This is a genomic window from Burkholderia sp. LK4, assembly GCF_001043615.1.
Classification (GTDB): domain Bacteria; phylum Pseudomonadota; class Gammaproteobacteria; order Burkholderiales; family Burkholderiaceae; genus Burkholderia; species Burkholderia cepacia.
The window spans coordinates 57,342-71,376 of the sequence record NZ_LDUL01000029.1 but is presented as its reverse complement, the minus strand read 5'-3'; the positions used below and the strand labels follow the sequence as shown (position 1 = coordinate 71,376).

Here is a 14,035-nt window from a genome sequence, read left to right as displayed (position 1 = left end):
AAGAGAGTCGAAGGTGGAGAATCGTATGAGGAGCGCGGGTGCGCTGGCCCAGACCATCAAGCGGATCGAGATGGGGATACAGGAGGGACGCTGGGGCGCCGGCGAGCGATTACCATCTGAGCGCACGCTTGCGGAATCGTTCGGCGTGTCGCGCACAACGGTGCGCGAGGCCGTCGCGCGGCTCGCGAGCAGGGGTATCCTCGAGACGCGACGCGGCAGCGGCGTCTATCTGCTGAGTCCAAAGCCGGCAAGGTTGGCGGCGCCGTGGCTGCAATTGATCGTGGACACACCGCCGCTGCGCTCCGAGACGCTCGAATTCCGGCTGGTTTTCGAATGCGCGGCGGTGCGATTTGCCGCACAGCGCGCGTCGGAGCGGGATCTGGAAAAGTTCGAGGCGATTCTGGCACGCATGCGTACCGCCGTCCTTCACGCCGATGTAGATGAAGAAGCCGCCATCGACGGCGAGTTTCACGCCGCGATCACAGCGGCCTCCCATAACCATCTGCTCGACCAGTTTTACGCGAGCATCATCACGATGCTGCGCGAGCATATCGCGAGCAATACCTACGATGCGACCGTAAACAACGCAAATGGAGCGATCCAAGCACGTGCCCGCTTGCATCAGCACGAATCGATCTACTACGCGATCCGCGACCGTAATCCGGACGCTGCGCAGCAGGCGATGTTTGTGCATATCGACTACGTCGGCAATCAGTTCAACGTGTAGGCTGGCATCCCGACTTGACACCCATTAGCGGGTCCGGTGTCAAGTGAGCATGAGGCTAGCCCAATTTCCGTCCCGGTCTTAGTTGGAAAATTTCGGCGTCCAACATTCGCGAATGTCGTGCCCAACAGTCGGCTGATTTAAGTAGTGCACTCTGCACAAACGGCATACCATATACGGCACTGGTAGCACACGCGCAATGGGTGGTGGGCGACTGATTTGACACGAATCACGGGACGTCAACGATCAGACGGTCGACAGCGGGAGAGGTACCTTCGATGAAAGTCCTACCGAGAAATATACGGGTTCGCGGTCAAGGCGGCACGTGGGAGGAATGGGTTCCGCCCTCTGCTTGGCATAGCAGCGACGTAACGCGTGTCAGCGCGCCTGCGTTCATCGAACGTTGCATCACGCAACCGTCGGAGGTCACAGACCTTCGTTCTTCGAGCCTCAGCATAACCTGTTCGATTACTCAGTCGAAAAGCATTGAGCTATGGACTGAGGACGATGGATGGAAACTCGTCAAACATCCCGGCCCTATATCTTACCTACCGCCTGGACATACTATATCTGGGCGCTGGACGCAGTCAGCCGAAAGCTTGACACTCTTCTTCGACTCAAACTGGCTCGAGCGTTCGGGAATCGTGAGTTCTGCGGTAGACGCTGGCGTTAGCCTTACTCCGCGAGTCGGATTGTCTGACGATCTGCTGCCACAGATCGTGAAGACGCTACACCACGATTGGTTATTGGGAAAACCCTTCGGCGACGCATACAGTGAAGCGCTGCTCGCAGCCGCCGTGCACCGACTGACCAAGTTGGCTGGTGCAGCGGAAGTCCGGGAATGTGGTCACGCCGCATCAATTCGCCGAGCGGTTGAACTTATCGCGACGTGCTGTCATGAGAATCTTACTTTGCAGTCGATCGCGGATGCTGCTCAATACCCTGGCGACCTTTATTCATTTATCAGATATTTCAAGAAGGTCACCGGGTCTTCTCCGCATCAGTTTCTAGTTAATGAACGTTTGGAACGTGCCAGGAACCTGATTATTTCAAGGAAGTGTAGTATCACTGAAGCTGCGCTACGTTGCGGCTTCGCGAGTGGAAGTCATTTTTCAACGGTTTTCAAGAAACGTTGGGGCGTTCCACCATCTTGCCTTATCCGGAAGTCGCATTAGTCATCAGTCGGAGCACGTCGACATCGTGCGCATCACGATCGATATTCGTCGCAGAGCTGTGACGTCGTGAACCACGAAATGGCCCGTGGATGATGTGTTTTAGAAATCCTGAACTCGAATGAGTGTTAGTGTTTCGGAGACAATTTTCCCAACAGGAACGCGAACTGTCGATGAAGTGCGAGCAATAGTCCATGGAATAGGTCGTGGACGCGCCCCGCGCTGAAGAGACCGGTCGTGACTACTTAGTGGAACACTACCGGAGCAGGCGTGCCGATCGGTCAAACAAGCTCGCAGCCCCCAACTACTATCGCAGCGCCAAGGCTGTGCGTCCTAGTTGAGTTTCCATTTGAGTCTGCATTACAACCCCAAGACTGCTACGACGCTGAGCGATCCCGCCGCGAGCTATCGCGGTGCGGCGGGGCGGTGATACGCGGTACCAAAGTTATTCAATAATCAAACGTCGACCATACATTCGTAATTGCCCATTCGCCGTCAATGCTTTCTGCTCCAATTGCAACTGTCTCATAAGGCGCATCACGCAAACGGACAAGAGCCACCGCACGGGGTAGTTCAGAAGAGGCTTTCGAAATCTCCAGTACGAGGAATGGCAGAATTGGTGAAGGAGCTTCGCCTTCCTGCAGCACGGGAAGTACAGCGTCAGTAATTTTGGTGTAAGTCGCAATGGCCCCTGGTCGCCGCATGATCGTTGCGATATTGGGCTTCGCTACTTCTCCATTGCTTTCTCCGAACAAGAAAGGAATCGCTGCGCCGTGGTCGCGAAGCCTCCAGGCCCAAAGCTGGAGTTCTAGAGAAGGGTCAGCCATTTGACGCGGATGAGTTGCATTTTTTTTTAGATACTTGGCCAGTTTGCCTACCGTAGCGCCTCCGGTCAGCCAATCGTCGAGAAACGCGCGATAGAACTGGACGATTAGCGGATGAGCGCTCCGTTGATTCATCCCGTCGGACGTAAAAGCGGGCAATCTACGACCCGCCCACCGGACCGCTGTCCAACCGGAACCGTCCTTTAGGCTTATACCGTCGAGGAAAGACACGTCAGTGATTCCCCGGTGCCTAAACCACGCAGCCTTTTGCGCCTTGGTTTTCGCCGCGGAGAAAGTCACGATTTGGCTCGATATCGACTCCCACCGCGCGCCCACCCGCTTTGTGCGATCCAAATCAGGGTACTTGAGCAGGAACTCGTAGGTCTCGCGCGCCATGCGCAAAACATCGTTCGGCCAGAGATAAGTTACCTCGGCCGTATGATAGTTCCCCTTTTGCCGATCTTTGGGGGCACTCATTGAAAGCCGCGCGGCGCAACGCATATACGTTGACGGGACGTCGCCGAAGTCGGGGACACCGCGATGTGCGAACGAGTCCTGGAGCGGATGAAGCGACTTGCCGAAGAGTTGTAGCATGATCTCCGGTCTTTGTTGGGCCTTAGACAACAATTGCGTCGCTGCGAGAGTGGTTGCATTTGAGTCGACCTGCACCTCGCGGTCCTGCGGAAGCGCGGGTACCTCCACACTACTCGGAAAGTGCATCGCTTGAGCGTCCCGAGCATCATTGATATAGGGGGCTAAGCAGGCGTATTGCATTGGAGAGTTCATATTTTCGATCAACCCCCCGTCGACCCTTTGATCGCCGAGCGCAATCATTTGTGCCTGTTCGTTGCTAAATCCAGCTTGTTCGGCTAACCATAAAGTTAGTCCGAAGTGCACATCGGACTCAAAGGCATACGCCGGCCGTAGAACCGCAACGATCACTAACGCGACGCACGTGCCCATCACACGTACAGACCGGCACGTAGGCGAGAACGGGCTTCGAAGCGATAAGCCATGAGGTAGCCCGAGAGACCAAATTTTCCGGAGCGGAACATCTGTCGTGATGGTGATTGAGATATTGCTCATTGCCTGTGGTTTTTGTCAAAGGTGGTGACTAGCTCGCTGTAAGAGCCATCTCTCAAGCCGATATCCAGTTTTTGATAGATAGCACCGTGCCGGCCTTTATGGCAGGGGTAGCTGAGACTGTGTGCGTGATGGATTCTTCGCGGAGAACGGTCTGCTTGTTCGAGTGGAGACTATCCGCCTCTGTATGCTCATGCAAGCATTGCCGCCTGAGTACAAACCCGATGCGAATCTGTCGTTGTGATTCTGCGAAACAGCGACTTTTCGTAGTATCTAGGCGCTGGGGTTTGTCCGTACTCAATTTCGTGAAAGTTCGCAATTTATTGAAATCGCTTTCGACGGGTGCGCGATAGCATCATCGGAACTTTATGAGAAAACCTGAAATGACTGGTAAGGCTTGCGATGAAGGGCTTGGTGAGAAGAGCGTAGAGCTGCTTCCTAATTGGGGGCGCCCATTGTTGATCACCGCGATGTGCTGTGTGCTTTGCACTTGCTACTTCGTCTTCAAGTCAAATCTTCAGTCGAAACCTGAGGCGTCTGACGGAAATATCGTGCTCGACATCGATGAAGTGTTGCGATCGCCTAATCGACCTAGGTTGGTCCTTTCGGAAGGATATCTAACTCATGTCGAAGTGCTCTCGCGTGAACCAGGCGTTCTTATGGTGCACGAGATACCTGGTGCGTTTTCGAGCTGCGCTGCTGGATCGAGAACGTCCATGGACATACTACCGCAGCGCTCGGGTCGTTTCTCGCTTCATTTCCATCCGACTAACGGAGAGCAACTTGAGATCGCGACGGTAGAGGTCTATCCACAAAACTGAAAAACTCCTTGGGGTAGTGAAAATGGTAATGCTCAGTCGCAGGATGTACTTCACGCTACTTGCCGTGATGTCGTTCGCTGGATGTGGTGGTTCGAATGACTCGACGCCAACGCAGTCGGTCGCGGACTACGTGGTGCCGAAGGTAACCAATTGTAGCGCTGGTAGTAGTCCAGAGACCGCTCTTCAAGGGCAGGTGCCCGCAGCCCTTCGTCAAGGTGGCTTTAAGGGCTTCAATTGCAATCTGAAGCTCGTTAGTCAGCTTCAAGGCGAAGGCGCCTCGTGGTCCGCTGCGACCTACACCGATCAGCGAGGCCAAACGTGTTTTTACCATGCGACAATGGGGCAAACGCCAGCCTATTCTAATCCTGCTGCACCGCCTCGCTTGCATCCGGGGGTTCCGGTTATCAATATCAGCGACCCCGCGAACCCCGTTCGAGTTGAGTCGCTGACTTCGGTCGCGATGATCGATCCTTGGGAATCGTTGCGCGTGAATCAAAAGCGCGGAATCCTGGCCGCTGACAATGGTCTGGCCGGCGGAGGTGGTCCCGAGATCGACATCTATGACATAGCAAGTGACTGCACTCATCCGCAATTACTGGCAAGTGTTGCGGTCGGAACAGGGGTTGATGGGGGTGTAACGCCACAAACCGCGCCGCTGGGGCATGAGGGTGCGTTCTCGGAAGACGGGCTGACATACTTTGTCGGCAGTCCGCTTTCGAAGGAATACTACGCCGTCGATCTTACGATTCCGAGTCGTCCGAAGGTGATCTCGTCGATCAGCATGCAGGAACTTGGGTTCGGGTTCGTACCTCATGGTCTATCGGTCAACGACGATGGAACGAGAGCCTATTTTGTGGCAGCCGGTAACATGGGGGCATACGGCGACGGGCCACCGCCACTGAATAATGCCGCGCTCAAAGGAAGCAACGGATTCTTTGTTATTGACACTAGCGAAGTGCAGGCTCGTCGGACTGGCGCAAAGATGCACCTCATTTCAACCGTTCCCGTCAAGAACGGTAGCACCGCTCAGCATACTTTATCGTTCAAGGTAAAGGGGCGACCATACATTCTGGAGGCAGATGAGGGCGGTGCAGGCGGCGCGGCTGATTCCGCAGCTGCTTCGGTGAAGACAGCTTGTAATGCGAATCTGTCTCCGTTTCCGATGGCCCACATCTATGATGCTACCGACGAATCATCGCCTAAACTGATCTCGGAGTTGAGGCTTGAAACACATGTGGTAGCCAACTGCAGCCAAGTAATTCCAGACTTGATGGGCCTCCAAGGATTCACGTATGGAAGCCACTATTGCTCCGTGGACAATAGGCAAAATGCAACGGCTTTAGCTTGCAGTTACTTCAACTCTGGGATAAGGGTGTTCGACATCAGGGACCCTGCTGCTCCGAAGGAGATCGCATATTTCAACCCGCCGAGCGTTTCAAATCCGGGCGCTGGTTCCGGCCACCTGATGTTCGGACAGTACAAGCAAGGCGGTCCTGACTGGTGCTCGGCGCGTCTAGATTTCGACTTTGATCGACACCTCTTGACTACCGCCTGCCAAGACAACGGCATGTTAGTGCTGAGCTTTGACAATGGCGTGTGGCCGTTCCCAGAGAGCACCAAGGCAGTCGTGGCGGGCAACTAGCGGAGGAGGCTCATAAGAGCAATGCGGAGCTGCAAGCGGGTAAATAGTGTTGCAGCTCCAGTTAAACGCCCGACTTTGGATAGCACAAACGATTTGACCTCGAGTGGAAGATGGTTGTTGTCCTTTTCGCCAGACGGCTGGCGTCCTGGATATAACAGGATCTATGCATCTTCATCGAAAGGTCGGAAACTCAGGTCGATATGGCTACTGATTCAAGACGCTTTTCTGGATCACCGAATTGTTTAACGCGAAGGTAATGTCACCGCATCCGTTCCCAATCCGGAAAAATCCCGGGGGGAAGAGACGTCTTTATGGAGATGCTGTAGAACGCGTGATGCGTAGATTGTTGTTGCTCTTCCTGCTTGGCGCCATGACTTGCCGGGCGGACGCTCACGCGTGGAGCGCACCTTATTACCTTCCGCTGCCACTCTGGCTGTACTCATATGCGTCGGTTTCAGCGTTACTGCTCACGTATGCCGTGGTCGCGCTCGGTAGGAAAGGAACACTGCGGGTGCGCCAGGCCAGACTACTTTGTGACGTGCCTAACGGGTTGATCGTCGGCACGTCGCTTGTGCTCTTACTCTTGTTAGTTGCTTCGGCTGTACTGGGAGTTATAGGTCCACAAAACGCGTTCCAAAACATCGGGATGAACGTCTTTTGGGTTTGGCTGTACATCGGGATGTTGTATTTGACTGTCGTTTTCGGCGACTTTTACACGTACGTCAATCCATTTAAGCTATTTCTAGCGATCGCTTCTACATGGGTTCCCAGAACGGAGAAAGGCCTGCTTCGGTACGATCAACGGTTAGGTTACTTCCCAGCCTTGGCGGCATATGCGCTGATCGTCAGTCTTGAGTTGTTTGGAAAGGCAGTTCCGCTTGAGGTGACCTGGATAGTCGCGGCACTGTTCAGCTATGCTCTGGTCGGGTCATTGCTTTTCGGACGCCAAACCTGGGTCGCATATTTCGATCCTTTCAGAGTGTTGTTTTGGTTGTGCTCTCAAATGTCTCCGTTTGAATGGAAGCTAAAATCGGACATCACGGCTGCTGTGCATTTTTCGTTGGACAAACCACTCGAGCGGTTGACGAAACCACAACATTGGACTGTCGTTTTATTTCTCACATTCATGCTCGCGTCGACGGCTTACGATGGATTGCACGAGACGGCTCCTTGGTCATCCTTATTTTGGCACTACGTTTACGCCGGTGCGGCGTTTATCTATCCCAGTTTGCGGAGCAACTATTTGCTCGCAACGGATTTTTTCTGGGTCTACCAGACAGTGATGCTTTACGGTGCTAGCTTCGTCTACCTGTTGGCGTACCTAGGCACGATGGCGTCTTGCAAGGTTGCGATGCGCTGGGTTGTTCGGGCTCGAACTACTCCCAACAGTCGCACTACGCTTCACTCAAACAACGCATTGAGAGGTTCGCCGGCGAACGCTTACCCTCGCGATCCCGAAGATAGTGAGCGGTCGCTGGACAACCAGTCATCGGAATCATTGCCCGGCCTCGCTGGCCGATTCTGCATGCTTTTGTTACCAATTGCAGTTTTTTACCACGTCGCTCATTACTTCACATTTTTTATTGCTCAGATTTCCAGTGCGCCCTCCTTGCTGTCGGACCCACTCGGCAAGGGTTGGAATCTTCTTGGGTTGGCTTCTGCACTTGATTCACCCGTACAACAGTTGTTGGGCATGAATTGGGTTTGGCACGCACAAGTACTTCTCATCTTGGTCGGCCACCTAATAGGCGTAATTGTCGCTCACGCTGTTTCGACAATTGTCGGTCGCACAAGAAAGGGCGCTTTGCTTATCCATGCGCCCGCTCTTGTGCTGACACTCTTGCTTACAGTCGGCGGCCTCTACATCTTGTCGCTCCCATTCGGTTGATCTTCCGTGATGTGTGACTCTCACTCGATGAGTGAGCATCATGGCTCCCTGCTGGAGCAGCCCCCTGATACGCCGGACACAAGCATGGAGGACATGCGCAATCGACTCGGGTACGAACTGGCGAGTGGACTCGCCGACTCCAGACTATTCCAGGCTACACGATCCGGGCCGGTCACCTTAGTGGTGACCAGACTGGACCGCGCTGGTCTGATTGCTCTACTCGACCGTACCGGACGTTTTCTCACGGTCGTTCCCCCTACCGGGCTCACTAGAGCACGTCTGCTATTATGTCGCTATCGCAGTAGCGAGGGATCTGGTTGTGTAGAAGTGCGCTTTGGGCAAAGAGCACGTCCGCCGACGTGCCGCTCAGAACAGCTTGAACGGTGAGCCATTAAACCCGACATTGATTCTGGTGGCGTGCGAGTCGATCCATACAGCCTTGAGTTGTTCATCTCCGTGGTGCAGGAGGGTGCCATCGCGCGCGCCGCCAGCCGCAACCACATCGCGCCTTCCGCGCTCAGCCGGCGCATCGCCGATCTCGAGACGGCGATGGGTGTCCCGTTGCTGATTCGCTCGCCGTCGGGTGTCGAATTGACCGAAGCCGGCCGTCACGCGTTTTCCCGCGCCGTATCGGTTCACGACCAGCTGCAGTCGCTCGCACGCGAAGTCCAGTCGTTGAGCGGCGAGGTCGCCGGCGTCGTGCGTCTGCACGCGAATGCGTCTGCGATCGTCGGCTTCCTGCCGGAGCGGCTGAAGGCGTTCCAGGCGCGCTATCCGCTCGTGCAGATCGCGCTGACGGAAAAGATCAGCGACGAAGTGATCCGCGCATGTGTGGACGATCGTGCGGACGTCGGCATCTCGGCGTGCGGCGAGATCCCGGGCGGACTGGAATCGTGGCACTTCGCCGACGATCCGCTGATGGTAGTGCTGCCGCTCGATCATGAACTCGCCGCGCTCCCCGCGCCGACGTTCGGCGACGTATTGCGTTTTCCGCTCGTGGCGTTGCAGGCGGGCGGCTCGCTGGACCAGACGCTGAAGGAGCGCGCCGATGCCGTGCGCATGGCGCTGAACGTGTCGGTGACCGTCAACAGCTTCGATGCGCAGTGCCGGATGGTCGAAGCAGGGCTCGGGATTGGCATCGTGCCGACCAGCGCGGCGTCGGCGTTCGCCGGCTCAAACGGCTTCGTGCGCCGGCCGCTCGACGAGCCGTGGGCGCGCGAACGCGCGCTGCAGGTTCATGCGCTCAGGAAGTCGTCGCGCCTGAAGTGCGTCCAGGCATTGATCGACGCGCTCGCGGCCGCCTGACGCAGCGGGTTTACGCGGACATCGCGAATGGCGATGCCCCGCTTGCCGATCGAGCACTTCGTTTCTGCTGCGCCAGCCGTCTAGATTTCCGTTCAAGGAGAAATCAGATGGCGACAGTGGATGTGGCGGGACGGATATTGTTTCTTTGCGACGATCCGGAACGGGTCGAACGGCAACTCGGCGGCGTGGACCTGACGGAGGCAGACGCGGGACCGCTGCGCGACGACGTGTCGACCGATGAAATCACGCCAATGAGCGTGCTCACACGCTTCGACGAGCGCCTTGGCCGCTTCCCGTATCTCGGCTTTCGGACCGGCGGCCGCAATCCGGTGGGGCCCGATGGCGTGCGCGCGGGCGGCTTTCGTGTGACGGTTGCCGGGCATCGCTACGGCAAGGGCTCGTCGCGCGAACACAGCCCGCTTGCCGAATACCGCGCGGGCATCCGGCTCGTGATCGCGAAGAGCTTCGAGCGGATCTATCGGCAGAACGCGGACAACCTCGGACTGTTCACGTCGACGGATTTCGGGTTGATCGAGCGCATCCGGCGCGGCGAGCCGATCGACGTCGACGAACTGGTCGCGTCGCGCGACAGCCTGGCCGCATCGATCCTGCGCAGCGGCGGTCTGCTGCGCTACGGTGCGCAACACATGCGCAACGTCGACGCCGCGTGCGATACCGGCGAAAGGACCGATGGCGCGCCCCGCACGCTCGCGCAAAAGATCCTGGAGCGCCACGTGCTGCGCACCGAAGGCACCGGAACGTCGATCTCACCGGGCGCGGGTGTGTTCGTTCGCGCGGACTGGCGCTTCATCCACGAGTACTACACGGGGATGGCCACGCACATGCTGCACGCGGCATTCGCCAAACCGCTGGTGCTGCATGACCCCGAGACGATCCTCGCGTTCGAGGATCACCTGTCGTATGCGCATCGCAGCGAACTGCACGTGCGCAACGGGCTGCTTCCCGATGTGCGCGAGCTGTCGGCAGCGCATCGGCAGTTCGCGAGTGATTTCGGGCTGACGAATCACGGCTACCTGGCAGAAGCCGGGGACGGCACCGGCATCGAAGAGGGTTCCGAAGGCATCTCGCACGCGATGATGGCCGAGTGCTATGCGTTACCGGGGCAGGTCGTCGTCGGCACGGATTCGCACACGCCGCACAGCGGCGCGCTCGGCTGCATCGCGTTCGGCGTCGGCACCACCGACATGGCGAACGCGTTCGTGACGGGCGCGGTGCGGATGACCGTGCCGCCGTCGCTGCGGGTCGAGTACAACGGTGCGCTTGCGTCGGGTGTGACCGCGAAGGATCTCGTGCTGCATCTGCTCGCCGATCCGAAGATCCGTGCGGGCGCAGGGGTCGGCAAGATGTTCGAGTTCGCCGGCTCCGCGATTGCGCAACTGTCGACTGACGAGCGTACGACGCTCACGAACATGACCGCCGAACTCGGCGGTTTCACCGGCATCGTCGCGCCCGATGCGGAAACGGTGCGCTTCCTGAAGGAGCGACGCGGGATCGACTTCGCGATCGAGCCGTGGATGTGCAGCGACGCCGGCGCGCCGTACGCGGACGTGATCGACATCGACTGCGCACGCATCACGCCGATGCTCGCGGCGCCCGGCGATCCGGGGAATGGCGTCGCGCTGAGCGATCTGGCCGAGCGTCCGCGCATCGACATCGCGTACGGCGGTTCGTGCACGGCAGGCAAGCGCGACGACTTCGATCACTACCACGAAGTGCTCGCATGGGCGGCGGCGCGCGGGCTGCGCGTGCCGGCCGACGTGAACCTCTACCTGCAGTTCGGCACGTCGGACGTGCGTGACTACTGCGCGCGGCGCGGCTACCTCGACACGTTCGAACGGGTCGGCGCGATTCTGCTTCAGCCGTCGTGCGGTGCGTGCGCGAACTGCGGACCGGGCGCGTCGACGGATGCCGGGCAAGTGACGATCAGCGCGATCAACCGCAACTTCCCCGGCCGGTCCGGACCGGGGCAGGTATGGCTCGCGAGCCCGCCGACCGTAGTTGCGAGCGCGCTCGCCGGCCGCATCGCTTCGTTTGCCGAATTGCAGGCGCAGTACCCGTAAGCGAGCCGCTGCCGCCGGCGCGGCGGCGCAGTAATCGCACATTCCAAAGACGAGACAGGAGACAGACATGGCCATTGTGCAGCGCGCATCGAACCTGCGCGTCACCGAGCACCCAGGCGCCGTAACGGCGGCCGCAGCCGGCACGGGCGCTATTTCGGCGCGCCTCGACCGGCTTCCCGCGACGCGCGCGGTATGGAAGCTGATCCTGCTGCTGAGCCTCGGCTTCTTCTTCGAGCTGTACGACCTGCTGTTTACCGGCTACATCGCGCCCGGTCTCGTCAAGAGCCACATCCTCGCGCCGACCACCGCCGGCCTGTTCGGCACGTCGGGCGTCGCGAGCTTCATCGCCGCGCTGTTCAGCGGGCTGTTTCTCGGCACGGCCGTATGCGGGTTCCTCGCCGACCGCTTCGGCCGCCGGTCGATCTTCACGTGGTCGCTGCTGTGGTACGTCGCCGCCAATACGGTGATGGCGTTTCAGGACACCGCGAGTGGCCTGAACTTCTGGCGCTTCATGTCGGGCATGGGCATCGGCGTCGAGCTGATCACCATCGGCACCTACATGTCGGAACTCGCGCCGAAGCATCTGCGCGGACGTGCGTTCGCGATCTGCCAGACCATCGGCTTCTCAGCCGTGCCGGTCGTCGCGTTCCTGTCGTACCTGCTGGTGCCCGCGGCGCCGTTCGGTGTCGACGGCTGGCGCTGGGTTGTGCTGCTCGGCGGCGTGAGCGCATTGTTCGTCTGGTACTTCCGCCGTAACCTGCCGGAAAGCCCGCGCTGGCTCGCGGGCAAGGGCCGCATTCAGGAAGCCAACGACGTGCTGTCGCGGCTGGAGGCGCAGGTCGAACGGCAGTACGGCCGGCCGCTGCCCGAACCCGGCCCGGCCGACCCCGTGCCGCGCAACGCCGGTTTCGCCGACATGCTGAGGCCGCCGTACCGGAAGCGCACACTGATGCTCGTGATCTTCCACATCTTCCAGACCGTCGGTTTCTACGGTTTCGCGAACTGGGTGCCGACGCTGCTCGTCAAGCAGGGCATCACCGTGACGTCGAGCCTGCTGTATACGACGATCATCGGCCTCGCCGCGCCGCTCGGGCCGCTGCTCGGCTACTGGATCGCGGACCGCTTCGAGCGCAAGCACGTGATCGTGTGCATGGCCGCGCTCAATATCGTGAGCGGGCTGCTGTTCAGCCAGGCGTCGGCGGCGGTGGCGATCGTCACGCTCGGCGTGCTGCTGACGCTGGCCGGCAACATCATTTCGTTCACGTATCACGCGTACCAACAGGAGCTTTATCCGACCGCGATCCGTGCACGCGCGGTCGGCTTCGTCTATTCGTGGAGCCGGCTGTCGGCGGTGTTCAGTTCGTTCGTCATCGCGTTCACGCTGCGGGAATTCGGCGTGACCGGCGTGTTCGTGTTCATTGCCGGCGCGATGACGCTCGTCATTCTCGCGATCGGGCTGATGGGCCCGAAAACGCTCGGCCAGTCGCTCGAGCGCATTTCTCACTGAGCGGCAGGCCGCGCGCGCAGCGGCGGATGTGCGGGCCGCTGTGCACGAGCCGATTCACGTGCCGAGTCACGTCCCGCACGCGTGAATCAGGAATTGCTGCAGCGCGGCGGCCGGCGCGCTCAACTGCGCGCCTTTCGTCCAGATCATGCCGGCGTCCATCTGCGGCACGGTGTCCAGGATCGGCCGCGCTTCGATCCGCTTGCCCTCGAGCGACCATGGTCGGAACACCATGTCGGACAGCACGGTGACGCCGAAGCCGTACGCGACCAGCCCGCGCAATGCCTCCATCGAGCTGGTGCGAAGCGCGATGTTCGGCGCGATCCCCTTCTTTTTCCAGTAGCGCAGCGTCGACTGCTCGCCTTCGTCCACCGTGATCAGGATGTACGGATGCGCGGCGATGTCCTTCAGCGACGGCGCGTCGAGCTGCGCGAGCGGATGCGTCGGCGCGACCCATAGCTGGCGCCGCGAGCGGATCAGCACCTGGCTGCCGAATCGGCTCAACTTGTCGACGTTCGACAGCAGCACCACGCCGATGTCGACGTCGCCGTCGAGGACGGCCCGTTCGCTCTCGACCCGCTCCATGTCGCGCATGTCGAACTCGATGAACGGATAGGTCGCACGAAAGCGCGCGAGCAGTTCCGGCAGGAAATAGCCGAGCACCGTGTATGACGCGGCGATGCGGACGGTGCCGCGCATGTGGTGCGAGCGGAACGGCGGTTTGTGCACGGCATCGCGCGCGGCGTCGAGCACGCGGCGCGCGTGATTGTAGAAGTCCTGCCCGTCGGGCGTGAGCGCGACGCCCTGCGGCAGGCGCTCGAAGAGCCGCGTGCCGAGCCCGTGTTCGAGTGCCAGGACGGCGTTGGTGATCGCCGATTGCGACACGTGTTCGTTTGCCGCCGCCATCGAGAACTGGCCGGTCTGGGCGGCCGCCGCGAAGTAGCGCAACTGCCGGAGCGTGAGATCGAATGCCATCTGATTTTCGGATACC

The 14,035-nt window shown here is 59.2% G+C and carries 9 protein-coding genes; 7 read left to right on the top strand and 2 right to left on the bottom strand.

Going from position 1 to position 14,035, the window contains the following annotated elements; all coding sequences use genetic code 11:
* Window positions 1–25 precede the first annotated feature (25 nt).
* Both VK92_RS15290 and VK92_RS42475 read left to right on the top strand, forming a co-directional pair.
* Window positions 26–727, top strand: a complete 702-nt coding sequence (locus VK92_RS15290) for a FadR/GntR family transcriptional regulator (protein WP_048028030.1) — start codon at window positions 26–28, stop codon at window positions 725–727.
* 689 nt (window positions 728–1,416) lie between these two features.
* Window positions 1,417–1,899 carry a helix-turn-helix domain-containing protein gene (locus VK92_RS42475; protein ID WP_165589111.1) on the top strand — a complete coding sequence of 161 codons (483 nt, stop codon included), beginning with the start codon at window positions 1,417–1,419 and terminating at the stop codon, window positions 1,897–1,899.
* A 446-nt stretch (window positions 1,900–2,345) separates the two neighbouring features.
* Here the strand turns inward: VK92_RS42475 and VK92_RS15285 are convergent, their stop codons facing one another.
* Window positions 2,346–3,554 carry a hypothetical protein gene (locus VK92_RS15285; RefSeq protein ID WP_131723246.1) on the bottom strand — a complete coding sequence of 403 codons (1,209 nt, stop codon included), beginning with the start codon at window positions 3,552–3,554 and terminating at the stop codon, window positions 2,346–2,348.
* A gap of 1,092 nt (window positions 3,555–4,646) precedes the next feature.
* On the opposite strand from VK92_RS15285, the gene VK92_RS15280 reads away from it, so the two are divergent.
* From VK92_RS15280 to VK92_RS15260, 5 genes are all read left to right on the top strand, one after another.
* Entirely contained in the window at window positions 4,647–6,266 is a 1,620-nt protein-coding gene (locus VK92_RS15280) for an LVIVD repeat-containing protein (RefSeq protein WP_048028028.1), read from the top strand.
* Between the two features lie 256 nt (window positions 6,267–6,522).
* The gene (locus VK92_RS15275; RefSeq protein WP_131723245.1) at window positions 6,523–8,154 is read left to right on the top strand and encodes a hypothetical protein; all 1,632 of its coding nucleotides are present in this window, start codon (window positions 6,523–6,525) and stop codon (window positions 8,152–8,154) included.
* Window positions 8,155–8,571: 417 nt separating this feature from the next.
* Entirely contained in the window at window positions 8,572–9,459 is an 888-nt protein-coding gene (locus VK92_RS15270; protein WP_048028025.1) for a LysR family transcriptional regulator, read from the top strand.
* 107 nt (window positions 9,460–9,566) lie between these two features.
* Entirely contained in the window at window positions 9,567–11,540 is a 1,974-nt protein-coding gene (locus VK92_RS15265; protein ID WP_048028023.1) for an aconitase family protein, read from the top strand.
* Window positions 11,541–11,607: 67 nt separating this feature from the next.
* Window positions 11,608–13,047: an MFS transporter gene (locus tag VK92_RS15260; RefSeq protein ID WP_048028022.1), complete on the top strand. Its 1,440-nt coding sequence runs from the start codon at window positions 11,608–11,610 to the stop codon at window positions 13,045–13,047.
* 66 nt (window positions 13,048–13,113) lie between these two features.
* Here VK92_RS15260 and VK92_RS15255 read toward each other — a convergent pair whose 3' ends face one another.
* Window positions 13,114–14,019, bottom strand: a complete 906-nt coding sequence (locus VK92_RS15255) for a LysR family transcriptional regulator (protein ID WP_048028021.1) — start codon at window positions 14,017–14,019, stop codon at window positions 13,114–13,116.
* Window positions 14,020–14,035 lie beyond the last annotated feature (16 nt).

Excerpts from the sequence above, each read along its gene's own strand:
- VK92_RS15285 (WP_131723246.1), bottom strand. The coding sequence starts at position 3,554 with ATGATTGCGCTCGGCGATCAAAGGGTCGACGGGGGGTTGATCGAAAAT.
- VK92_RS15280 (WP_048028028.1), top strand. The coding sequence starts at position 4,647 with ATGGTAATGCTCAGTCGCAGGATGTACTTCACGCTACTTGCCGTGATG.
- VK92_RS15265 (WP_048028023.1), top strand. The coding sequence starts at position 9,567 with ATGGCGACAGTGGATGTGGCGGGACGGATATTGTTTCTTTGCGACGAT.
- VK92_RS15260 (WP_048028022.1), top strand. The coding sequence starts at position 11,608 with ATGGCCATTGTGCAGCGCGCATCGAACCTGCGCGTCACCGAGCACCCA.
- VK92_RS15290 (WP_048028030.1), top strand. The coding sequence starts at position 26 with ATGAGGAGCGCGGGTGCGCTGGCCCAGACCATCAAGCGGATCGAGATG.
- VK92_RS15275 (WP_131723245.1), top strand. The coding sequence starts at position 6,523 with ATGTCACCGCATCCGTTCCCAATCCGGAAAAATCCCGGGGGGAAGAGA.
- VK92_RS15255 (WP_048028021.1), bottom strand. The coding sequence starts at position 14,019 with ATGGCATTCGATCTCACGCTCCGGCAGTTGCGCTACTTCGCGGCGGCC.